20 protein-coding genes and 1 other annotated feature are annotated in these 22,596 nt (G+C 39.4%); of the genes, 18 read left to right on the forward strand and 2 right to left on the reverse strand.

Translation table 11 applies throughout. The annotated features are described in order from the left end of the window. The first annotated feature begins 4 nt into the window (after positions 1-4). The 17 genes from ispF to IGJ03_RS00270 all read left to right on the forward strand — a co-directional run bounded on the left by ispF (position 5) and on the right by IGJ03_RS00270 (position 19,769). On the forward strand, positions 5-478 hold the full coding sequence (gene ispF, locus IGJ03_RS00190; protein ID WP_002359233.1) for a 2-C-methyl-D-erythritol 2,4-cyclodiphosphate synthase: 474 nt from the start codon (positions 5-7) through the stop codon (positions 476-478). A gap of 52 nt (positions 479-530) precedes the next feature. Further along, positions 531-1,988: a glutamate--tRNA ligase gene (gene gltX / locus IGJ03_RS00195; protein ID WP_375804829.1), complete on the forward strand. Its 1,458-nt coding sequence runs from the start codon at positions 531-533 to the stop codon at positions 1,986-1,988. Next, positions 1,987-2,193, forward strand: a binding site (T-box leader). Its footprint overlaps the gene before it by 2 nt. Before the next feature lie 64 nt (positions 2,194-2,257). Then, positions 2,258-2,797, forward strand: a complete 540-nt coding sequence (epsC, locus tag IGJ03_RS00200) for a serine O-acetyltransferase EpsC (RefSeq protein ID WP_002356054.1) — start codon at positions 2,258-2,260, stop codon at positions 2,795-2,797. Next, complete coding sequence (gene cysS, locus IGJ03_RS00205; RefSeq protein ID WP_002370606.1) at positions 2,790-4,202, forward strand: cysteine--tRNA ligase; 1,413 nt, start codon at positions 2,790-2,792, stop codon at positions 4,200-4,202. The genes epsC and cysS overlap by 8 nt, the downstream gene beginning before the upstream one ends. Then, positions 4,199-4,597 (forward strand): Mini-ribonuclease 3, encoded by a 399-nt coding sequence (locus IGJ03_RS00210; RefSeq protein ID WP_002356056.1) that lies wholly within the window; start codon positions 4,199-4,201, stop codon positions 4,595-4,597. Before cysS ends, IGJ03_RS00210 begins: the two co-directional genes overlap by 4 nt. Continuing rightward, complete coding sequence (gene rlmB / locus IGJ03_RS00215) at positions 4,587-5,444, forward strand: 23S rRNA (guanosine(2251)-2'-O)-methyltransferase RlmB (protein ID WP_002378685.1); 858 nt, start codon at positions 4,587-4,589, stop codon at positions 5,442-5,444. Before IGJ03_RS00210 ends, rlmB begins: the two co-directional genes overlap by 11 nt. Before the next feature lie 14 nt (positions 5,445-5,458). Further along, positions 5,459-5,989 (forward strand): NYN domain-containing protein, encoded by a 531-nt coding sequence (locus tag IGJ03_RS00220; RefSeq protein ID WP_002356058.1) that lies wholly within the window; start codon positions 5,459-5,461, stop codon positions 5,987-5,989. 85 nt (positions 5,990-6,074) lie between these two features. Beyond that, positions 6,075-6,641, forward strand: a complete 567-nt coding sequence (locus IGJ03_RS00225) for a sigma-70 family RNA polymerase sigma factor (protein WP_002356059.1) — start codon at positions 6,075-6,077, stop codon at positions 6,639-6,641. A gap of 57 nt (positions 6,642-6,698) precedes the next feature. Then, the gene (locus tag IGJ03_RS00230) at positions 6,699-7,001 is read left to right on the forward strand and encodes a Veg family protein (protein ID WP_002383497.1); all 303 of its coding nucleotides are present in this window, start codon (positions 6,699-6,701) and stop codon (positions 6,999-7,001) included. A gap of 180 nt (positions 7,002-7,181) precedes the next feature. Beyond that, positions 7,182-8,033 (forward strand): 4-(cytidine 5'-diphospho)-2-C-methyl-D-erythritol kinase, encoded by an 852-nt coding sequence (gene ispE, locus IGJ03_RS00235; protein WP_002356061.1) that lies wholly within the window; start codon positions 7,182-7,184, stop codon positions 8,031-8,033. 166 nt (positions 8,034-8,199) lie between these two features. After that, entirely contained in the window at positions 8,200-9,153 is a 954-nt protein-coding gene (locus tag IGJ03_RS00240; RefSeq protein ID WP_438711053.1) for a metal ABC transporter substrate-binding protein, read from the forward strand. Between the two features lie 25 nt (positions 9,154-9,178). Next, positions 9,179-9,871: a metal ABC transporter ATP-binding protein gene (locus tag IGJ03_RS00245; protein WP_002356064.1), complete on the forward strand. Its 693-nt coding sequence runs from the start codon at positions 9,179-9,181 to the stop codon at positions 9,869-9,871. 161 nt (positions 9,872-10,032) lie between these two features. After that, positions 10,033-10,872: a metal ABC transporter permease gene (locus tag IGJ03_RS00250; protein ID WP_002383493.1), complete on the forward strand. Its 840-nt coding sequence runs from the start codon at positions 10,033-10,035 to the stop codon at positions 10,870-10,872. 143 nt (positions 10,873-11,015) lie between these two features. Beyond that, the gene (gene purR, locus IGJ03_RS00255; RefSeq protein WP_002381336.1) at positions 11,016-11,837 is read left to right on the forward strand and encodes a pur operon repressor; all 822 of its coding nucleotides are present in this window, start codon (positions 11,016-11,018) and stop codon (positions 11,835-11,837) included. 201 nt (positions 11,838-12,038) lie between these two features. Beyond that, positions 12,039-13,424 carry a bifunctional UDP-N-acetylglucosamine diphosphorylase/glucosamine-1-phosphate N-acetyltransferase GlmU gene (gene glmU, locus IGJ03_RS00260; RefSeq protein WP_002356067.1) on the forward strand — a complete coding sequence of 462 codons (1,386 nt, stop codon included), beginning with the start codon at positions 12,039-12,041 and terminating at the stop codon, positions 13,422-13,424. Between the two features lie 441 nt (positions 13,425-13,865). Then, positions 13,866-17,954: a 5'-nucleotidase C-terminal domain-containing protein gene (locus tag IGJ03_RS00265; protein ID WP_438711054.1), complete on the forward strand. Its 4,089-nt coding sequence runs from the start codon at positions 13,866-13,868 to the stop codon at positions 17,952-17,954. A 135-nt stretch (positions 17,955-18,089) separates the two neighbouring features. Beyond that, positions 18,090-19,769 (forward strand): peptide ABC transporter substrate-binding protein, encoded by a 1,680-nt coding sequence (locus IGJ03_RS00270; RefSeq protein ID WP_438711056.1) that lies wholly within the window; start codon positions 18,090-18,092, stop codon positions 19,767-19,769. Between the two features lie 46 nt (positions 19,770-19,815). Here IGJ03_RS00270 and IGJ03_RS00275 read toward each other — a convergent pair whose 3' ends face one another. Together IGJ03_RS00275 and IGJ03_RS00280 are read right to left on the reverse strand one after the other, a co-directional pair. Beyond that, the gene (locus IGJ03_RS00275) at positions 19,816-20,040 is read right to left on the reverse strand and encodes a DUF896 domain-containing protein (protein ID WP_002356070.1); all 225 of its coding nucleotides are present in this window, start codon (positions 20,038-20,040) and stop codon (positions 19,816-19,818) included. A gap of 14 nt (positions 20,041-20,054) precedes the next feature. Then, positions 20,055-21,041, reverse strand: coding sequence for an LLM class flavin-dependent oxidoreductase (locus tag IGJ03_RS00280; RefSeq protein WP_002356071.1), 987 nt, complete (start codon positions 21,039-21,041; stop codon positions 20,055-20,057). 399 nt (positions 21,042-21,440) lie between these two features. Between IGJ03_RS00280 and IGJ03_RS00285 the strand changes: the two genes are divergently transcribed. Next, entirely contained in the window at positions 21,441-22,415 is a 975-nt protein-coding gene (locus tag IGJ03_RS00285) for an Abi family protein (protein WP_002379265.1), read from the forward strand. The last annotated feature ends 181 nt before the right edge of the window (positions 22,416-22,596 follow it).

Consider the following 22,596-nt stretch of genomic DNA (forward strand, 5'->3'; position numbering starts at 1 on the left):
TAGTATGATTCGAATCGGTCAAGGTTTTGATGTTCATCAATTAGTTCCGCAACGACCTTTAATTATTGGTGGGGTTACTCTTCCTTATGAAAAAGGTCTGTTAGGTCACTCAGATGCCGATGTTTTAACACATGCAATTATTGATGCAATCCTTGGTGCCGCTGGTCTGGGTGATATTGGGCAACTGTTTCCCGAAACCGATCCGCAGTTCAAAAATGCGAATTCTGTAAACTTATTAACAAAAGTAAATGAAAAAGTTGGGCGGTCGGGCTTTACTATTGGCAATATTGATTGTACAATTTTAGCGGAAGAGCCAAAGATGAGCCCATACTTGGCAGAGATGAAAAAGAATCTAGCCGCGAGTTGCCACTTAGCGGTCACACAAGTGAACATTAAGGCAACGACCATGGAAACGATGGGCTTTGTTGGTAAAAAAGAAGGAATCGGCGCAATTGCCGTTGCTTTATTGGAAAAATAACTGAAAACGACGTTAAACCGTCTGTTTTTAAAAAATGGAAAGAGGAATGAACATGACGAAAGTTCGTGTGCGTTACGCACCAAGTCCAACTGGACACTTGCACATTGGGAATGCAAGAACAGCATTATTTAACTACTTATTTGCCCGCCACAATGACGGAGAATTTATCATTCGTATCGAGGATACCGACCAAAAACGGAACATCGAAGACGGCGAGAAAAGTCAGTTGGAAAACTTAGCATGGTTAGGGATGGAATGGGATGAATCACCTGCTCATCCGGGAGAATATGGTCCATATCGTCAATCAGAACGTAAAGAAATTTACCAACCATTGATTGATCAATTATTAAGCAGCAATCGTGCGTATAAGTGTTATTGTACGCCAGAAGAATTAGAAACAGAACGTGAAGCACAACAAGCTCGTGGGGAAATGCCTCACTACGCAGGCACTTGTGCGAATTTAACACCTTCTGAACAAGCAGCCAAAGAAGCGGCTGGTCTAGAACCAGTGATTCGCTTCCGTGTGCCACGTAACACAGAATACAAATTTGATGACATCGTGAAAGGTGAAATTACTTTTGAGTCAGATAACATTGGTGGCGATTTTGTCATCCAAAAACGCGATGGGATGCCAACGTATAACTTTGCCGTTGCAGTAGATGATCACTTAATGAAAATTTCTCATGTTTTACGTGGCGATGATCACATTGCGAACACACCAAAACAATTAATGATTTACGAAGCGTTTGAATGGACACCACCTGTCTTTGGCCATATGACCTTAATCATTAATTCAGAAACTGGCAAAAAATTGAGCAAACGTGATGAAACAATTTTACAATTTATTGAACAATACCGTGAATTAGGTTACTTACCAGAAGCCATGTTCAACTTTATTGCTTTACTAGGATGGTCTCCTGTTGGCGAAGAAGAAATCTTCTCACAAGAAGACTTGATTAAATTGTTTGATGAACAACGCTTAAGCAAGTCACCAGCGGCCTTTGATGCGAAAAAATTAGAATGGATTAACAATCAATACATGAAACAAATGGACTTAGGTGAACTAACAGATATGTGTATTCCTTATTTAGTCGCTGACGGTCGTGTTGAAGAAAATCCATCTCCTAAAAAAATCGAATGGTTAAAACAATTAGTTAGCTTGTATCAACCACAAATGAGTTATGCAGCTGAAATTGTGGAACTATCAAACTTGTTCTTTAATGAACATCCAGTTTTAGATGATGCTGCGAAAGAATTCTTGCAAGGAGAAACAGTGCCAACTGTGTTACATGCGTTTAAAGAACAATTAGAAGCCTTGGACGTTTTCGATGTCCCAAGTATTAAAGCAGCGATTAAAGCCGTCCAAAAAGAAACCGGCGTTAAAGGCAAAAACTTGTTTATGCCAATTCGAATTGCTGTTTCTGGACAAATGCATGGTCCTGAATTAGGCGAAACCATCGAATTATTAGGCAAAGAAAAAGCATTAGATCATTTAAATAAAGTGTTATAAAAACACAAAGAATAGAAGAAGTAGACAATCAGATGGATTTCAGAGACGCTGTGGGTGGTGAGAACAGCGAGCATCTTTTGTCGAAATGCATCTATGAGTGGCTTTGGTGAAAAAAGTAACCGAAGACGTCGGCAGGCGTTAACTGTATCGAGGCAAGAGCTAGTTCTTGTGAAGAAAAGTGGAACCACGCATGGGCGTCTTTTAAGCAACGTTTTTTTGTTGCTTAAAAGACGTTTTTTATTTTTGTATAGTAGAAAGGAGTTCACCCTATGAGTTGGTTGAAACGTAGCGTCGCAGCTGTTAAAAGAAACGATCCTGCAGCGCGGACCACACTAGAAGTTCTTTTAACGTATCCTGGCTTGCACGCCCTGTTTTGGCATCGCTTGTCTCATTTCTTATATAGGCATCAGTTGTTTTTGTTGGCGAAGATTCATGCACAATTTTGGCGTTTCATAACGGGCGTAGAAATTCATCCCGGAGCCACAATTGGAGCGGGAGTTTTTATCGATCACGGCATGGGCATTGTGATTGGGGAAACCGCGGAAATAGAAGAAGATGTTGTTTTGTTTCACGGAGTGACGTTAGGTGGGACCGGTCGTGATACGGGTAAACGCCATCCAACAGTGAAAAAAGGAGCGATGATTTCGGCACGAGCTCAAATTTTAGGGCCAGTTGTGATTGGTGAACGTTCAAAAATTGGGGCGGGTGCTGTTGTTATTTCAGACATCCCAGCAGATGCCACAGCTGTGGGTGTTCCTGCGAAAGTCGTTCGTCTAAATGGAAGAAAGGTGGAAAAAGGGCATGATTAAAATTTATAATACATTGACCAGAGAAAAAGAAGTATTTACGCCAATTGAGGCGCATAAAGTTCGGATGTATGTCTGCGGACCAACCGTGTATAACTATATCCATATCGGTAATGCGCGCAGTGCGATCGCCTTTGATACGATTCGTCGTTATTTTGAATATCGTGGGTATGAAGTGAATTATGTCTCGAACTTTACAGATGTCGATGATAAAATTATCAAGGCAGCTAAAGAATTGAAAATTACTGCGCCGGAAGTGGCGGAGCGTTTTATCAAAGCCTTTGAAGAAGACACGCAAGCATTGAATGTCCAGCCAGCAACGCTACATCCCCGGGTGATGGACCACATGCCTGATATCTTAGCTTTTATCGACGTTTTAATTGAAAAAGGTTTTGCTTATGAGGTCGCAGGTGATGTGTATTATCGCACCCGTAAATTCCCTAATTATGGTAAATTAAGCCATCAATCGATTGATGAATTAGAAGTGGGGGCAAGTCAACGAACTGGCGTTGAACAACAATTAAAAGAAGACCCATTGGATTTTGCTCTTTGGAAAAGTGCCAAAGAAGATGAAATTTCTTGGGATTCTCCTTGGGGGAAAGGACGTCCCGGCTGGCATATTGAATGCTCTGTCATGGCGACAAAACACTTGGGAGAGACGATTGATATTCACGGTGGTGGACAAGATTTAGAATTTCCACACCATGAGAATGAAATTGCACAGAGCGAAGCCAAAACAGGCCATACCTTTGCCAATTACTGGATGCATAACGGCTATGTCACAATTGGTGAAGACGATGAAAAAATGAGCAAATCCCTAGGTAACTTCATTACTGTTCATGAAATGATTCAAAAAGTGGATCCGCAAATTTTACGTTTCTTTATGTCCACCACCCAGTACCGTCGCCCGATTCGTTATAGCGAAAGCACTCTAAAAGAAGCAGCAGCCAATTATCAAAAATTGAAAAATGCGTTTGAAAATTTACGTTTTAGACAAGCAGATGCGGTCGCAAGTTTGCCAGAGGATGAACACTATTTGGCTCAATTAAACGAATTAGAACAACGTTTTATTACGGAAATGGACGATGATTTCAATGCAGCTAACGGGATTACGGTCGTTTATGAATTAGCGAAGATGATGAATCAGTACAGTGAACAAGCGACAGTTTCGGAACCAGTTCTAGTGGCGATGGATAAGCTTTTCAGTGGCTGGTTAGCTATTTTTGGTTTATTCTTTAAAAACGAAGAATTAGTGGATGCACAAGTCGATGCGTTAATTGAAGAACGGAACCAAGCACGGAAAGACCGTGATTTTGCCCGAAGTGATGAAATCCGCGATTTATTAAAAGAACAAGGCATTGTTTTAGAAGATACTCCGCAAGGAACGAGATGGAGAAGAAGTGAATGAGAGATTACAAACAATTAAACGGTTTAGCTTTGGCCTATGTTGGCGATGCGATTTATGAAATTTACATTCGTGATTATTTAGTTTCCTTAGGACAAACGAAACCGAATGTTTTGCATCGCATGGCGACACACTACGTGTCAGCAAAAGCCCAAGCAAGCTTAATGCAAGCGATGTTAGCGGGAGAAATGCTAACGGAGGAAGAAGAAGTGATGTACAAACGCGGTCGGAATGCTAAAAGTCACACCTTTGCCAAAAATGCTGATGTGACGACCTATCGGGTAGCGACCGGTTTCGAATCCTTGATGGGTTATTTACATTTAACACAACAAAAAGAACGTTTAGAAGAATTAATTAACTGGTGTATCAAGAAAGTAGGTGAAACCAATGAAAAATGAAAAATCTCGTCCTTTTAAAAAAGGTAAGAAACGTCCAGAACGTTCAGATAAGCGTTCAAAAGAACGGAACCCACGACCAGCGACAGCAGGTGCTGATGGAACCTCAGAAGAGCTAGCAGATAACTTTGTCTTTGGTTTCCATGCCACTGTTGAGGCGTTGCAGCAAGGACGCGGGAATAAATTGTTTTTACAAGAAGATGCTCGTGGCGAGAAAATTGAGCAATTAAAACAAGCAGCGAAAGAACAGGCTGTTCCAGTTAAATGGGTGCCTAAAGCAAAATTAGATACGATGAGTGATCACGGCGTGCATCAAGGCATGGTTTTAGCAATCACGGCGTATCAATATTTAACTTTAGAAGAATTATTGGAACAAACAAAAGAAAAGACAGCAACACCATTTTTCCTAATTTTAGACAGTCTAGAGGACCCACATAACTTTGGCTCAATTTTGCGAACTGCTGATGCGACAGGCGTGGACGGTATTATCATTCCGAAACATCGTGCAGTGGGAATTACACCAACCGTAACCAAAGCATCAACAGGGGCCGTGGAACATATTCCAGTGGCTCGTGTAACGAATCTAGCGCAAAGTATTGCAACGCTAAAAGAGAATCAATTTTGGATTTTTGGTACAGATATGTCTGGGACGGATTATCGTCGCTGGAATACACAAGGCGCAATTGCCTTAATCATCGGAAATGAAGGTCGTGGCATGAGTCAAGGTCTTCATAAAGAAGTGGATGAATTATTAACGATTCCAATGACTGGACACGTTCAAAGCTTAAACGCTGGTGTGGCTGCAGGCTTGCTAATGTATGAAGTCTATCGTGGCCGCAACCCATTATAGAAGAAGGCGATTGTATGAAAAAACAATTGTTAATCGTTGATGGCTATAATATGATTGGTGCTTGGCCAGAATTGGTCCAGTTGAAAAAGCAAGAGCGTTTAGAGGATGCGCGTGAACTGCTTCTTAGTCGTCTGTCCAATTATGCCAAATATGAAGGGTTGGAAATCATTGTGGTCTTTGATGCCCAATTAGTCCCAGGTATTCAGCAAACGTACAAAAAGTACCTTTTGACCGTGGTTTTCACCAAAGAAGATGAAACAGCAGATAGTTATATTGAACGTCTAGCTGGTGAAAAAAATGATCGTTTAACGCAAGTAACAGTCGCAACGAGTGATTTGGCTGAACAATGGGTGGTCTTTTCACAAGGTGCATTGCGGACTTCGGCCAATGAACTTTACAAAGCTGTCCAGAAAACAGAAAAGACGATTGCCATTCATGCAACGGATATCCATTTCCAGCAATTTCGTCGAAATTCTCCATGGAACGTGGAGCAGTTATCAAAACTTTCTGAGAAGCTAGAAGAATTGTCTCAAAAAAAAGATTAAACAAATGTTCGCTTAAGTCATAAATTTCTAACATGCTATGCTCTCCTAAATCATTCGATACGTTTATCGAAAAGGAGGGCTTTTTATGTTAGAACAGATTCAACAAGCATTAGCAGGAGACCAAGAACAATTTCAAGCCTTATATGGGCAATATCAGCCAGTGATTTATAAGTGCATGAAAAAATACTATTTAAAAGATTATGATACTGAAGACTGGCTTCAAGAAGGACGAATTGTCTTCTTTCGGACGTTAGAACGATTTGATTCAGAAAAACAAGCATCATTAGGAAAGTTTTTTAAACGAAATTTTGAAAATCACGTACATAGCTTAATTCGCCATCAATGCGCCTATAAGCGGCGAACAGATACCTTGTCTATTTCTCTGGAACAACGATTAGAAAGCGCTGGTGAAGAGTTAGTGGACTATTTAGGGACAGCGGCTACCGACCCATTAGGTCAATTAATGATTCAAGAAAAATTGGCAGCTTTTCCGACACGTCTTTCCTCGTTGGAACAACAAATTTTAAATGCATACTTAAAAGGCTACACGTTAGAAGAAATCGCTAAAGTACGTGGGGGAACTTTTTCAGCTGTCCGAAGTGCCTATGATCGTGCCAAAGCAAAAATGAAATATACATTAGAAAATGAATAAAAATTCGACAAAACAGCCGGTTTGTCGAGCAAAAGTAGTTGCAAACAGACTTCTAGTATGATAAACTTGAAATTTTTTAAAAAAAGTGATATAATGTTTCTCGAGGTGAATGCAATGCCAACAACGTTATCGTCAATTAAGAAAGATTTGGAAGGCCGTATCGGCAGTGAAATTATGTTAGTTGCTCAGACTGGAAGAAAGCGCCAAACAGAACGTAAAGGAATCTTAACGGAGACTTATCCATCTGTTTTTGTTGTTGACTTGGATCCAGACGAGAACTCATTTGAACGTGTATCTTATAGCTATTCAGATGTTTTAACACGCACCGTTGAAATCGAATTCATCGGTCAAGCTGTATAATTTAGAAAGTCCGCTTAGGAGTGAAGGAAGAGCCCTTCGTTCCTAAGCTCTTTTTAATTTCAGCCATCTGTCGTCAGAGAAAGAGCAATCTTCGGTGTACTTCTTCATGGACATATGATAGAATCTAAAAGATTAAAATGTTGGTAGACAAAAGATTAAGGAAGGTGAATCAGGGAACCGATGGAAATAATCGAACGAGCTCCTGCGAAAATTAATCTTGGGTTAGATGTTCTGCATAAACGTGTGGATGGCTATCATGAAGTTGAATCTATTTTTGCAAGTGTAGATTTAGCCGATCATTTAACTTTTGAAAATCTAGAAGAAGACATCATTCGTATTGAAACGGACAGCTCTTTTTTACCCGTGGATCGACGGAATCATGTCTATCAAGCAGTTGACTTATTAAAGCGTACCTATAATATTCATAAAGGAATTAAAATATATATTGAAAAACGTATCCCCGTGGCAGCTGGTTTAGCAGGGGGGAGCAGTGACTGTGCCGCAGCATTACGAGGCTTGAACAAACTGTGGAATCTGGGGTTGACGATGGACGAACTCTGTGAAATTGGCAGCCAAATTGGTATGGATGTTCCTTATTGTTTAAGGGGCGGAACAGCCTTTGCAAACGGACGTGGGGAGAAAATTGAAGCATTACCGACCATGCCTCAATGTTGGATTGTGTTAGTTAAACCAAGAATTAGTGTATCCACTAGTACCGTTTTTAATGATTTAGCGGTAGATGAATTGCACCATCCAGATATTGCTGGACTAAGAATAGCTATTGAGAATGGTGATTATACTGGGATGACCCAAACGGTCGGCAATGCGTTGGAAAGTGTCACGATTGCCAGACATCCGATCGTGCAACAAATCAAGGATCGCATGCTGAAGTACGGCGCTGATGCAGCGTTGATGAGCGGCAGTGGACCGACAGTCTTTGCTTTATGTGAAAAGAAAACACGAGCACAACGGATTTATAATGGACTTAAAGGCTTTTGTGAAGAAGTTTATTTGGTTCGGACATTGAAATAAATAAAAACAACAGAGCGTGGAGCAAAAACCCAAAGTGATTTTTGTCCCACGCTCTGTTGTTTTTTTAAATTTATTCCTTGACGTCCCGTGATCCATTTGGTACATTATTCCTGGCAAATCGTAAATATTACGGTTTATAATAGGTAAATCGAAAAGAGGACAGAACATGACGAAAATCTACCGCCGTTTGATAATCGGCGTTACTTTAGCAATCAGTGCTTTTCTTTTAGCTAGCTGTGGGCAAACCACACAATCGCCAAAAGAGAAGAAAGAGCTCACGGTAATGACTACTTTTTATCCGATGTACGACTTCGCAAAACAAGTCGTTGGTGATGAGGGAGAGGTTGAGCTGTTGATTCCAGCTGGAACGGAACCACACGATTATGAACCAAGCGCAAAAGACTTAGCGAAAATTACTGATGCGGATGTCTTTGTTTATAATAGTAAAGAGCTAGAAACTTGGGTTCCGAATGTTATTGAAAACTTGGACACGAAAAAAGTTTCAATCGTGGAAACCAGTCAATCCATTCAATTGATGCAAGGAACAGAAGAGGAAGAATCTGGCGAAGAAGGTCATGAAGGCCATAACCATTCCCACGAATTGGATCCGCATGTCTGGTTAGATCCCGTGTTAGCGCAAAAAGAAGTGACAGCGATTCGGGATGCGCTTATCAAAAAATATCCTGAAAAAAAAGCCGTATTTGAAAAAAATACCGCTGCTTATTTGGAAAAATTGACTGCGTTAGATAAGGAATACCAAGCTGCGTTTGCAGGCGCTAAAAATCGGACCTTTGTGACGCAACATGCTGCATTTGGCTATTTGGCGAAACAATATGGCTTGACCCAAGAACCGATTGCTGGGATTTCTCCAGACCAAGAACCTTCGCCAAGTCGTTTAGCCGAATTAAAAAAATATATTAAAACAAACAATGTTTCTGTGATCTATTTTGAAACATCGGCTTCTACAAAAGTAGCCAAAACATTGGCAGATGAGACAGGCGTCGAATTAGCCGTATTGAATCCTTTAGAGAGTTTAACTCAAAAAGAACAAGAAGCAGGCGAGAACTACGTGTCTGTCATGAAAGAAAACCTCGCTGCTTTACAAAAAAGCATTCATTAATCTGGCAACAGAAAGGAGCCAACTTATGCATTATATTGAAGTCGAAAATTTAACCTTCTATTATGATGATGAACCTGTTTTAGAAGATGTTTCTTATTATGTTGATCCAGGGGAATTCGTTATTTTAACAGGAGAAAATGGCGCTGCCAAGTCAACGCTGATCAAAAGTACCTTAGGGTTATTAAAACCAACAAGTGGCAAAATTACGGTCGCTAAAAAAAATAGTGCTGGTGAAAAAATCAGCATTGGCTACATTCCACAACAAGTCGCTTCTTTCAATGCGGGCTTTCCTAGCACCGTCATTGAATTAGTACGTTCAGGTCGCTTTCCCAGAAATCGTTGGTTCAAACCGTTGACGAAAAAAGATCATCTTCATGTGGAAAAAGCTTTGAAATCAGTGGACATGTGGGAAATGCGCCACAAACGAATTGGCGAGCTTTCTGGAGGGCAAAAGCAACGAATTAGTTTAGCACGAGTGTTTGCGACCGATCCAGATTTATTTATTTTGGATGAGCCAACAACAGGTATGGATGAACAATCGCGAAACGAATTTTATCAATTGTTGCAACACAGTGCGCATGAACATGGAAAAGCTATTTTGATGATTACGCATGATCATGAAGATATCAAAACCTATGTAGATCGTCAAATTCGTCTTGTCCGCAAAGAAGATTCGAAATGGCGTTGCTTCCATATGAGTGAAGAATCGTATACGTAAATTTTCCAATAAAACGTTATCTGGCTCGATAATAACGAAAGCCAAGGAACGGCTTAAAGAAATGTTGGAAAAATTTAAAAAATAAGCAGGAATTAAAAAATTAATTCGCTTAAACGTCGCTACAATGGTAGTGTTCATTTTAGCGGTAAGGAGTGAATCGTATGGCAGAAATGCTTTCTTATGCATTTATGCAAAAGGCCTTTTTAGCAGCACTGTTTATCTCAGTGATTGCCCCAATGCTCGGCGTCTTTCTAGTTATTCGCCGACAATCTTTAATGGCAGATACCCTTTCACATGTGTCATTAGCCGGTGTGGCACTAGGCTTCTTTTTTAATTGGAATCCTAATTTAATGACCTTAATTGTCGTGATTGTGGCTGCAATCATTCTAGAATATTTACGAATGATTTATAGCACCTATTCAGAAATTTCGATTGCTATTTTAATGTCAGGCGGTTTGGCTTTGGCGTTAGTTTTAATGAATTTAACAGGAGGCAATTCAGCTGCTAGTATTCAATCGTATTTATTTGGTTCCATCGTCACGATTACATGGGATCAAGTGGTTATGTTGGCAATTTTATTCGTAGTTTTAGTTCTATTGTTTATGTTATTTAAACGCCCAATGTATGTTTTAACATTTGATGAAGATACTGCTCATGTTGATGGGCTACCTATTCATTGGATGTCGATGCTTTTTAATGTAATTACTGGTGTGGCGATTGCTGTGATGATTCCGATTGCGGGAGCCTTATTAATTTCAGCAATTATGGTCTTACCAGCTGCAATAGGTATGCGAATTGGTAAAGGCTTCAACACGGTGATCATCATCAGTGTGTTTATGGGCTTGATTGGCATGCTAACAGGGTTGACTAGCTCGTATTATTTGGAAACACCACCGAGTGCAAGCATTACCCTAATTTTTATTGGTTTATTCTTATTAGTCAATATTTATCGCCGAGTGGTTGTCATGGTCCAACGAAAACAAAAAATGCAAAGAAACTAAGGAGAAAAACGAAAGTTTTTCTCCTTTATTTCTTTTTTTTAAAAGAAATGGCGAACTATTTTCAGTTATTTGAAAAAAATCCTCGAATTTTTCGGTTAAACCCCTTATAATAAGGAACGATAGAATGAAAAGGAGTGACGAATTTGAAAATTCGGAGAAGTGAACGATTAATCGATATGACCCAATATCTTTTAGATCATCCCCATACATTGGTTTCTTTGACATATTTTGCTGACCGATACCAATCTGCCAAGTCTTCCATTAGTGAAGATTTAGCAATTGTTAAAAAAACATTTAAAGAACGTGGAACAGGTATTTTAGAAACGATTCCAGGCGCTGCAGGCGGTGTCCGCTTTATCCCTGAAATTCCTTATGAGGAAGCGGAGCAGTTGATTATGGATTTGTGTGATCGTTTGTCAGAACAAGATCGCTTATTACCTGGGGGTTATGTTTATCTTTCAGATTTACTTGGGGAACCGAATTTATTAAGACAAGTGGGCCGGATTATTGCTTCTAAATATTTAGGCAAACAAATTGATGCGGTAATGACCGTTGCGACCAAAGGAGTGCCAATTGCGCAAGCTGTGTCTTATTACTTAAATGTTCCGTTTGTGATTGTTCGTCGCGATTCTAAGATTACTGAAGGTTCAACGGTGAGCGTGAACTATGTATCAGGGTCTTCAGAACGTATCGAAAAAATGGAACTTTCAAAACGCAGTTTAAAACGCGGATCAAAAGTTTTAGTCGTGGATGACTTCATGAAAGGCGGCGGCACCGTCAATGGTATGAAGAGTATGATTGAAGAATTTGAAGCAGAACTTGTGGGCATTACCGTTTTTGCTGAGTCAAAATTCAATGGCCGTCGTGCAATCGATGACTACACTTCGCTATTATATGTGGAAGATGTGGATACACAAACAAAAACGATTAGCGTAGTCCCAGGAAACTATTTCACAGAGAAATAATTTGAAAAAGAACCTGAAAATGGTCCATTCCATTTTCAGATTCTTTTTTTCTGTTTTATTCCTTTAAAAAAAGATGAGAAAATAAATTGGTCTACCTTTTAAATGCCTTATTTTGTTGAAAAAGACAAAAGAGTAAGATAAACTAGAAAAGGTATAATGAGGACGATTTAGAAGAAAATCAAACAATTTAGTTAATTTGAGGTGGCAAACGTGGAAAATAGATACGCAATTATTTTAGCAGCTGGTAAAGGAACACGCATGAAATCTAAACTTTATAAAGTATTGCATCCAGTTGCTGGTAAACCAATGGTCGAACATATTTTAGATCAAGTAGAACAAACAGAACCAACAGAAATCGTGACGATCGTTGGACACGGGGCGGAAATGATTAAAAGCCATTTAGGCGAACGTAGTCAATATGCCTTACAAGCTGAACAATTGGGAACTGGGCATGCAGTCATGCAAGCACAAGAGTTATTAGGTGGTAAACAAGGAACAACATTAGTTATTACAGGGGATACGCCGTTATTAACTGCGGAAACCTTGAAAAACTTATTCGATTATCATCAAGGTAAGAATGCAAGTGCGACTATTTTAACAGCGCATGCGGAAGACCCAACAGGCTATGGTCGAATTATTCGTGACCATGTGGGCATTGTTGAACGAATCGTGGAACAAAAAGATGCCAGTGAAGAAGAAGCACGTGTTCAAGAAATTAATACAGGAACCTTCTGTTTTGATAATGAATCATTGTTTGAAGCGTTAGCGAAAACAGATACAAACAATACACAAGGGGAATACTATTTAACAGATATCATTGAAATTTTGAAAAAAGAAGGCAAAGCTGTCGCAGCTTACCAAATGGCAGACTTTGACGAAGCAATGGGTGTAAATGATCGTGTTGCTTTATCCACTGCTAATAAAATTATGCATCGTCGTTTAAATGAGATGCATATGCGAAATGGTGTTACATTTATTGATCCAGATACAACATATATTGATGAAGGCGTGGTAATTGGTTCAGACACAGTCATTGAAGCGGGAGTCACTATCAAAGGAAAAACAGTGATTGGCGAAGATTGCTTGATTGGCGCACATTCAGAAATCGTTGATAGTCATATCGGCAATCAAGTGGTTGTTAAACAGTCTGTGATTGAAGAAAGTGTGGTTCGCGAGGGGGCCGATGTGGGTCCGTATGCACATTTACGTCCTAAAGCAGATGTGGGGGCAAACGTACACATTGGTAACTTCGTGGAAGTAAAAAATGCAACAATCGATGAAGGCACAAAAGTGGGCCATTTAACATACGTTGGTGATGCAACATTAGGCAAAGATATTAATGTCGGTTGCGGCGTTGTTTTTGTTAATTATGATGGCAAAAATAAACACCAAACAGTCGTGGGTGATCACGCGTTTATTGGCTCTGCAACGAACATTGTTGCGCCAGTCACGATTGGTGATCATGCGGTGACTGCTGCTGGTTCAACCATCACAGAAGATGTCCCTTCAGAAGATTTGGCGATTGCCCGGGCACGTCAAGTGAATAAAGAAGGCTATGCTAAAAAGTTACCTTATATGAAGGATTAATCTCAAATAAAAAAGAACGCTCTTTTGCTTAAGCAAAAGAGCGTTCTTTTTCCTCCTTAAAGACTAGACCAATTGCTGCTAGTATTTGTTTATAGGTATTCAAGGACTAGACCAATGCTGTTTATTCGGTATTTTTAGTTATTTTTTTCAAAAAAATAGTTTTTGTTCCGCTTTTCCAATATAAAAAGACTTTCTTTTTTTATAAAGTTCGTGTTTTGGTCAAAATTACTATTTTTTTCACAAACAAATCCGCTATATTGTCCAAAAATAAAAACAATTTACAGGAAAAACATCTTATTTTAACGGAATTTACTGTTTTTTATTTAACGGATATATTATGATAGGAAAAGAAGAGCAGCGTGATGGGGGAAGGCTCTTTTTGTTGTTTGTTACTTTGACAATTGTTTGTTGCAAATGGGTTGAAACACAAGGAGGAAATTTGTGAAAAAGTTGAGCTTTAAAAAAGTGAAGTGGGGCATGCATTTTTTAATGGCTGTTGCGTTGATAGCGCCAAGCGTTACTAGTACGGCATATGCAGTAGAAACAACGAGTCAACAAAGTTCAGAAGCAGTAACAAGTACCACCGATTCAAGTAGAAAACAAGAACCAGTCATCACACAGGAAACAACAGACATCAAACAAGAAGCACCAAATCAGGCTACGAGTGACAGTGTCAAGCAGTCACAAGAAACCACGGCACCAACAGAGACGACGAATTTAGAAACGTCAACCGCTGAAAAAGAAGAAACGAGCACGCCGCAAAAAATAACAATTTTAGGTACGTCAGATGTTCATGGTCAATTATGGAATTGGTCTTATGAAGATGATAAAGAACTACCAGTTGGTTTGTCCCAAGTAAGTACAGTCGTCAACCAAGTCCGGGCACAAAACCCAGCAGGCACCGTTTTAATTGATAATGGCGACAATATTCAAGGCACTATTTTAACAGATGACTTGTATAATAAAGCGCCTTTAGTGAATGAAAAGACCCATCCAATGATTACCGCCATGAATGTGATGAAGTATGATGCAATGGTTTTGGGAAATCATGAGTTTAATTTTGGTTTACCGTTAATCCAAAAAATTCAAAAAGAAGCCACTTTTCCAATCTTGTCTGCGAATACCTACAATAAGGATGGTAGTCGTTTTGTTGAAGGGACTACCACGAAGGAACTTGATCTTAATCAAGATGGGCAGCCAGATTTAAAAGTTGGGATTATCGGCTTAACAATCCCGCACATTCCTTTGTGGGATGGCCCTCGTGTTACTTCGCTTAATTTTTTACCTTTGAAAGAAGAAGCAGAAAAAGCAGTTACTGAGTTGAAAACTAACGATCAGGCTGATATTATTGTTGCTTCGATTCATGCGGGACAACAAAATAGTGATCCGGCTGCCAGTGCTGACCAAGTAATTGAAAATGTCGCGGGGATTGATGCGTATATTCTGGGTCATGACCACCTTTCTTTTACCAAGCAAGGAGCAGCGCCGAATGGAAAAACTGTACCGGTAGGGGGACCGAAAGATACGGGGACAGAAGTTGTCAAAATTGATCTTTCAGTTGCTAAAAATGCCGATAAGTGGGAAGTGCAAGAAGGTACAGCAACGATTGTACCAACAACGAATGTTCCAGCAGATGAAGCAGTTAAGGCAGCGACAAAAGAATACCATGAAAAAACGCGAGCGTTTATTCAGGAGGAGATCGGCACAGCAACAGCTGATTTTTTACCAAAACAAGAAATTAAAGGAATTCCCGAAGCACAATTACAACCAACAGCGATGATTTCTTTAATTAATAACGTTCAAAAAGAAGTAACAGGCGCACAATTAAGTGCGGCAGCGCTGTTTAAATACGACAGTAAATTACCTGCGGGGAAAATTTCCTATGCCACGATTTTTGATATCTACAAATACCCAAATACCTTAGTGAGTGTTCCCATTAACGGTGAAAACTTACTGAAGTATTTAGAAAAACAAGGGGCGTACTATAACCAAACACAGCCAGATGATTTGACCATTAGTTTTAATCCAAACATTCGTGTATATAACTATGACATGATTTCTGGAGTGGACTACAAGATTGACATTTCAAAACCAGTGGGTGAACGAATTGTAGATGCGAAAATCGACGGCCAACCGTTGGATCCTGCCAAAGAATATACGATTGCTATGAATAATTATCGTTACGGCGGTTTAGCTAGCCAAGGGATTCAAGTAGGGGAACCTATTAAAAATTCTGATCCAGAAACCTTACGAGGAATGATTGTTGATTATATTAAGAAAAAAGGAACGCTTGATCCAGAACAAGAAATCGAACGAAATTGGTCAATTATTGGGACAAATTTTGATGAAAAATGGCGTGCCAAAGCAATCGAGTTAGTGAATGACGGCACTCTTCAAATTCCGACTTCTCCTGATGGACGTACACCAAACGCCGCTGCTATTACGAAACAAGACGTCCGTAATGCGGGCTTTGATTTAGATAATGCATATACCATTATGCACACAAATGACGTTCATGGCCGACTAGAAGCAGGGAAAGGCGAATTGGGTATGGCGCGTCTAAAAACCTTTAAAGACCAAGAAAACCCAACCTTGATGGTGGATGCAGGGGATGTTTTCCAAGGATTACCAATCTCCAATTTCTCCAAAGGCGCGGATATGGCCAAAGCAATGAATGAAGTTGGTTATGATGCCATGGCGGTGGGAAATCACGAGTTTGATTTTGGTTTAGAGATTGCACTAGGTTATAAAGACCAACTGAATTTTCCGATTTTATCTAGTAATACGTATTACAAAGATGGCAGTGGACGGGTTTTTGATCCGTATACAATCGTAGAAAAAGCCGGGAAAAAGTTTGCCATTGTAGGTGTGACGACCCCAGAAACAGCAACGAAAACACACCCGAAAAACGTGGAGAAGGTGACATTTAAAGACCCGATTCCAGAAGTAGAAGCAGTGATTAAGGAAATTAAAGAGAAGTACGCGGATATTCAAGCTTTCGTGGTTACTGGGCATTTAGGCGTAGATGAAACGACGCCGCATATCTGGCGTGGTGATACGCTAGCAGAAACCCTTAGTCAAACATATCCTGAGTTAGATATCACTGTGATTGATGGACATTCGCATACAGCCGTCGAAAGTGGCAAACGTTATGGCAAAGTGATCTATGCTCAAACAGGTAATTATTTAAATAATGTTGGGATCGTCACAGCACCAGAGAGTGAACCAACTAAGAAAACAGCAAAATTGATTTCAGCAGCAGAGTTGCTAGAATTGCCAGAAAACCCGGCAGTTAAAGCCATCGTTGATGAAGCACGTACGAATTTTAACGCTGAAAATGAAAAAGTAATTGTCGATTATATTCCATTCACATTGGATGGACAACGAGAAAATGTGCGCACACGAGAGACCAACTTAGGGAATTTGATTGGTGATGCGATTATGTCATATGGCCAAGACGCGTTTAGTCAACCTGCTGATTTTGCAGTAACTAATGGTGGCGGCATTCGCGCTGATATTAAGCAAGGACCGATTAAAGTTGGGGATGTCATTGCTGTGTTACCTTTTGGCAATAGCATTGCGCAAATTCAAGTAACCGGCGCTCAAGTTAAAGAAATGTTTGAAATGTCTGTTCGTTCGATTCCACAAAAAGATGAGAATGGCACAATTTTACTAGATGATGCTGGCCAACCAAAACTTGGCGCAAATGGTGGTTTCCTACATGTTTCAAGCTCCATTCGTATCCACTATGATTCCACAAAACCAGGTACTCGCTTGGCTAGTGACGAAGGCAATGAAACAGGACAAACGATTGTCGGTAGTCGCGTATTAGGAATAGAAATTAAAAATCGGCAAACACAAAAGTTTGAACCATTGGATGAGAAGAAACAATACCGGATGGCTACCAATGATTTCTTAGCTGCTGGTGGTGATGGTTACGATATGCTAGGTGGTGAACGAGAAGAAGGGATTTCACTAGATGCTGTCTTGATTGAATACTTGAAAAGTGCAACCAGCTTGCGGTTGTATCGTGCAGCAACGACGATTGATTTAGCACAATATAAAGAACCATTCCCAGGCGAACGAATTGTTTCTATTTCGGAAGAAGCTTACAAAGAGTTAATCGGTGGAGGAGAGACGCCAAAACCAGATCCAAAACCAGATCCAAAACCAGATCCGAAACCAGATCCAAAACCAGATCCAACACCAGATCCGAAACCAGATCCAAAACCAGATCCAAAACCAGATCCAACACCAGATCCAACACCAGATCCAGACCCGAAACCAGACCCAACATCAGATCCAAAATCAGACCCGAAACCAACACCAGAAACACCAGTAGCAACCAATAAACAAAACCAAGCGGGAGCAAGACAGAGCAATCCATCCGTAACAGAGAAGAAAAAGTATGGCGGCTTTTTACCTAAAACGGGTACAGAAACAGAAACGCTTGCATTATATGGTTTACTGTTCGTTGGACTTTCTTCTTCTGGCTGGTATATTTATAAACGACGTAACAAAGCTAGTTAGTCATTTTTTAAGAACCGTCCTTCGGGATTGGTTCTTTTTTTATTTTAATGCTTGCCATTTGTTTTTAATTTTAGTATTATAAGAATATTCTAAAAATTAAAAAATGAAGAGTTTTTTCTGTGAAGGGAGAAAGGCATGAAAAGTAAACGTATAAAAGGACTTATCGGGTTAAGTTTAACAACGCTGTTAGTTTTAGCTGCTTGTGGTGGTGATGGGGGAGCTGGCGCCGAAAAAGCAACGGGCGGATCAGAGAAAACTGCCGCTAAACAAGAATTTAAAGTAGTAGTTCAACAAGAAATGCCTTCTGCAGATTTATCTTTAGGAACAGATACAATTAGTTTTACGGCACTGAATAATGCGTATGAAGGAATTTATCGTTTAGATGATAAAAGCAAGCTGCAACCAGCAGGGGCTAAAGAAAAAGTGCAAGTCAGTGATGATGGTCTGACGTACACAGTGAAACTAAGAGAAGAAGCAAAATGGTCCAATGGTGATCCTGTCACAGCTGCCGATTATGTTTTTAGTTGGCAACGTACAGCAGATCCTCAGACTGGCGCTGAGTATGCTTATTTTCTAGAAATGATTGAAAACGGCGCAGATATTGTAGCTGGTAAGAAACCAGTCTCTGAATTAGGCATTAAAGCAAACGGGGATTACGAGCTAGAAATTAAACTGGCAAAACCAACACCATATTTTGATTATTTACTGGCCTTTCCACTATTTTTCCCGCAACATCAAGCAACCGTAGAGAAATATGGCAAAGATTATGCTGCTTCCAGTGAAAAAGCAGTCTATAATGGTCCGTTTGTCTTAGCTAACTTTGAAGGGGCTGGTTCAGATACCAATTGGACTTTGGAAAAAAATGAAAACTATTGGGATAAAGACAATGTCAAATTAGATAAAATCAATTTTGATGTCGTCAAGGAGGCGCCAACTGCCTTGAACTTATTCCAAGATGGCCAAGCAGACGATGTTATTTTAAGTGGCGAATTGGCCCAGCAGATGGCGAAGGATCCAGAATTGGTTATCGAAAAAGAAGCACGAACCAGCTATTTGGAATTTAATCAGCGAGATAAAAATTCACCGTATAATAATGTGAATTTACGCAAAGCAATTTCAGCAGCGATTGATCGCAACGCATTAGTAGATAAAATTTTAGGCGACGGCTCAGTAGTCGCTACCGGCTTAATTCCAGAAGGGATGTCGTATTCGCCGACAGATGACAAAGATTTTGCTGATGAAAATAAAAAAATTGTTGAATATAGCCCAGAAAAAGCAAAAGAATATTGGGCAAAAGCGAAGAAAGAATTGGGCATAACAACACTCAAAATGGATATTGTTGCCGATGATGTCGATTCTACGAAAAAGTTAGCGGAATATATTCAAGGTACGTTAAAGGATACTTTAGAGGGCATTGATGTAACAGTGAGCCCAGTGCCGTTTTCAGTTCGAATTGATCGAGGTAGTCGCGGCGATTTTGAGACAATCTTAGGTGGTTGGGCTGCGGATTACGCAGATCCAAGTAGTTTCTTAGACCTTTTTGTTACTGGTAATAACTATAATCGCGGGCGTTTTTCAAGTAAAGCCTACGATGAGTTGATTGAGGCTTCAGCTACAAGAGATGCTTCAGATCCTGAAAAACGTTGGGAAGACATGGTTAAGGCTGAGAAGTTATTGATTGGTGAAGAGACCGCTTTAGCCCCACTTTATCAAAAGGCGACTGCCCATCTACGCAGTAAAGAAGTGAAAGGCGTCGTTGCCCATGGTGCTGGCGCACAATATGATTATAAGTGGACATATGTGACAGAAGAGTAGTTAAAAAGAGACACAGAATAGTCAAATCGACTGTTCTGTGTCTCTTTTAATCAAAATATTTCTGCTGTTCTTCTTTTAATTTTTCTGGGGTCACATCTTCACCAGTAGGATCATAAATAGTGACGCCCATTAATGTTTTATTGAATTGTTCACGAATGGTCCGCAAATATTCTTGTCGCAAATCGACACGAAGAGCTTGTTCTTCAGATGTTAAGCCTTGTTCACGCTCTTTTTGTGCAAGCGTATTAATTCTTTTTAAAACCTCTAACATTTCTCATTTCCTTTCTATAATAATTCTTTTGCTAGGCGTTCAAATGATTGAAAGCGCGTTTGTTTGTCATAACCTGGGGTGATTAGCATTGCTTCTGTCAACCCTAGCTCTTCTTGTTGGTGGAAAAACTCCGCAACTTCTTGGCTACTGCCAATGACAAAGCGTTGTTTATTTTGTTCTAAAACCAGTTTGTCCATTTCACTGTAAGGGAAAGCTAGTGCTTCTTCTGGCGATAAAAATTTATTTGGAAGCCCATGTTCGGTGGCAAAGATATAATGCTCGAAACTAGCCGCATGGTATTCTGCTTCTTCTTTCGTGTCGGCGGCAAAAGTGAAATACGCAGCGCTCACTTGAGGCTCTTGTTGTTCAGTTACTGGTCGGAAATGCTTGTAATATGCGGACAATACTTCTTTGGGCAAATGTCCATGAATAAACTGCGCAAAGGAAAAATTAATGCCATATTCACCAGCTGAACGTGCGCTTTCTTTGCTAGCACCTAGTAACCAAGGTTGTGGTAATAGAACTTCCCGCGGAACAGCTGAAATTTTAGAATATAAATGATCTTCAGGAAATTCCTCTCTTAAAAAGAGTAAAATTTCAGGTAATTTATCAAATTGGTCTAGCTGTGGTGGCTGACCATTATTTAACGCCAACGTAGTTAAAGGGCTGCCACCAGGCGAGCGGCCCATGCCTAAATCGATTCGATCAGGATATAAAGCTGCTAACGTTTTAAACGTTTCTGCGACTTTAAATGGCGCATAATGCATGGTCATGATGCCACCCGCGCCAACACGAATTTTTTCGGTGGCACTAGCAATATGTGCAACTAAAATTTCTGGCGTTGCACTGGCAAAGGCGTCTGAACCGTGATGTTCGGCATACCAAATTCTTGTGTAACCAAGTTTTTCCGCTAATTGAGCGAGCTCTTTGGCTTCTTGTAATGTGTCGCTTGCTGATTGATTTTTAGGAACCGTTAATTGATCTAAGATACTTAATTTCATGTATGTAGTCTCCTTCTTGGTTATTTTTTTGAAGCTACCGCTATTATCACGCAAGCATGTCAAAAAAAACAGTACGCACTTTTTAATTCCCTAGTGAGTGAAAAGTAACAAATAGATGTAGCCAAGGTCGATGATAAAAAATTCTCCGCTATGGCTGTGTGCATTTTGATTTTTTGGACAATGTATAGAAATATACTTAATATTTTTTCTGTTTTTATACAACGTATTGTATTTTTTAGTATAAAAAGCATTTTCTTTAGAAAATTGGGCTATTGACTAGCTACAAAACAAATGATAGCATAGAGATAACCTTAAAGAAGAGCTGCTGTGCGGCTAACCAAGAACGTCTATTAGTTTTTCTAATAGACGTTCTTGTGCTAATTAATAGGAGAACAGTATATGAAGCCTTTTAAAACGTTAGATGAACAATTAGCTATTTTGGAAGCTCGAGGATTGGTTTTCTCGGATAAAGAAAATGCAAAAAAGAAATTATCTTTTTATGGCTATTATGAGATTATCAATGGCTATAAAGACTTCCTTTTGGAAAAAAAGCAAAAAATAACTGACCATCAAGAAGAATGTTTTATAGAAAACAGTACATCTGATCATATTTTTTCTTTATTTATGATGGACAAAACAATAACTTCATCTGTAATTGATGCGACATGTGATGTTGAGATGTATGTAAGAGCAGCTATTTCTTACGTTGTCAGTAAAAATATAGGTGAACAACAAATAAACTATTTGAATAGACGTCATTATCAAAGTGGAAAGAAAAACAAAAACGGACAAGGATATAAAGTTGATCAGCTAATTACAAAGTTTAAAAAGATTATCTACGATGATATAGAACCCATGAAACACTATCGTGGTTATCATGGAAACGTTCCACCTTGGATTATGTTAAAAGGAACAACATTTGGAAACCTGGCTAATTTTTATAAATTACAAAAAAGTGAAAATAAAAAAGAAGTTATAGCGATGATTCTAGGAATACCTAAAGAAATCGTGGATGAAGGGATTACCAATATGTTTACTGACATTATCTTTTTATGTCATAGTTATAGGAATAGAGCTGCACATGGTGGACGAATGTATAACTATCGGTCGGCTAAAGCAGTTATTAGATATAGTGAAAATTTTCATCCCCGAGCAAATATTACTCAGGCAGAGTATAGAAAAGGCAAAGGAATATCCTGTTTAGGTACCCTATTTCATGCATTGACATGGATGGATAATAAAGTAGCTTTAGCAAGGTTACAAGCAGGGGTATCTGTTGCGTTAGATCAGCACTTAAAAGTTTACCCAGAAGATTATGATTTAGTTTTGTCTGAAAGTAATATCAATCCTAAATTTTTACAGCTTTCTAGATAGAATTATTAGATTGAGTTGTACATAAAATTATTGTCTCTACTAGGGAGAGCGTGTTAATCTGTCTTCTGTTAGTTATTAATTATTGTTTGCTTCATCAATAGAAAGCTGTTTTATAAAGAGTGTTTTCAGGCTATTAGTATAGATTGCTCATAGGAATATTTGCAAACGATGAAGATATCGC

The sequence above is a fragment of the Enterococcus sp. DIV1315a genome (assembly GCF_051712325.1).
Taxonomy (GTDB): Bacteria; Bacillota; Bacilli; order Lactobacillales; family Enterococcaceae; genus Enterococcus; species Enterococcus faecalis.

What these genes read in the sequence shown, in the direction of transcription:
- ispF (WP_002359233.1), top strand. Translation starts at nt 5, where the DNA reads ATGATTCGAATCGGTCAAGGTTTTGATGTTCATCAATTAGTTCCGCAA.
- gltX (WP_375804829.1), top strand. Translation starts at nt 531, where the DNA reads ATGACGAAAGTTCGTGTGCGTTACGCACCAAGTCCAACTGGACACTTG.
- epsC (WP_002356054.1), top strand. Translation starts at nt 2,258, where the DNA reads ATGAGTTGGTTGAAACGTAGCGTCGCAGCTGTTAAAAGAAACGATCCT.
- cysS (WP_002370606.1), top strand. Translation starts at nt 2,790, where the DNA reads ATGATTAAAATTTATAATACATTGACCAGAGAAAAAGAAGTATTTACG.
- IGJ03_RS00210 (WP_002356056.1), top strand. Translation starts at nt 4,199, where the DNA reads ATGAGAGATTACAAACAATTAAACGGTTTAGCTTTGGCCTATGTTGGC.
- rlmB (WP_002378685.1), top strand. Translation starts at nt 4,587, where the DNA reads ATGAAAAATGAAAAATCTCGTCCTTTTAAAAAAGGTAAGAAACGTCCA.
- IGJ03_RS00220 (WP_002356058.1), top strand. Translation starts at nt 5,459, where the DNA reads ATGAAAAAACAATTGTTAATCGTTGATGGCTATAATATGATTGGTGCT.
- IGJ03_RS00225 (WP_002356059.1), top strand. Translation starts at nt 6,075, where the DNA reads ATGTTAGAACAGATTCAACAAGCATTAGCAGGAGACCAAGAACAATTT.
- IGJ03_RS00230 (WP_002383497.1), top strand. Translation starts at nt 6,699, where the DNA reads ATGATAAACTTGAAATTTTTTAAAAAAAGTGATATAATGTTTCTCGAG.
- ispE (WP_002356061.1), top strand. Translation starts at nt 7,182, where the DNA reads ATGGAAATAATCGAACGAGCTCCTGCGAAAATTAATCTTGGGTTAGAT.
- IGJ03_RS00240 (WP_438711053.1), top strand. Translation starts at nt 8,200, where the DNA reads ATGACGAAAATCTACCGCCGTTTGATAATCGGCGTTACTTTAGCAATC.
- IGJ03_RS00245 (WP_002356064.1), top strand. Translation starts at nt 9,179, where the DNA reads ATGCATTATATTGAAGTCGAAAATTTAACCTTCTATTATGATGATGAA.
- IGJ03_RS00250 (WP_002383493.1), top strand. Translation starts at nt 10,033, where the DNA reads ATGGCAGAAATGCTTTCTTATGCATTTATGCAAAAGGCCTTTTTAGCA.
- IGJ03_RS00270 (WP_438711056.1), top strand. Translation starts at nt 18,090, where the DNA reads ATGAAAAGTAAACGTATAAAAGGACTTATCGGGTTAAGTTTAACAACG.
- IGJ03_RS00275 (WP_002356070.1), bottom strand. Translation starts at nt 20,040, where the DNA reads ATGTTAGAGGTTTTAAAAAGAATTAATACGCTTGCACAAAAAGAGCGT.
- IGJ03_RS00280 (WP_002356071.1), bottom strand. Translation starts at nt 21,041, where the DNA reads ATGAAATTAAGTATCTTAGATCAATTAACGGTTCCTAAAAATCAATCA.
- IGJ03_RS00285 (WP_002379265.1), top strand. Translation starts at nt 21,441, where the DNA reads ATGAAGCCTTTTAAAACGTTAGATGAACAATTAGCTATTTTGGAAGCT.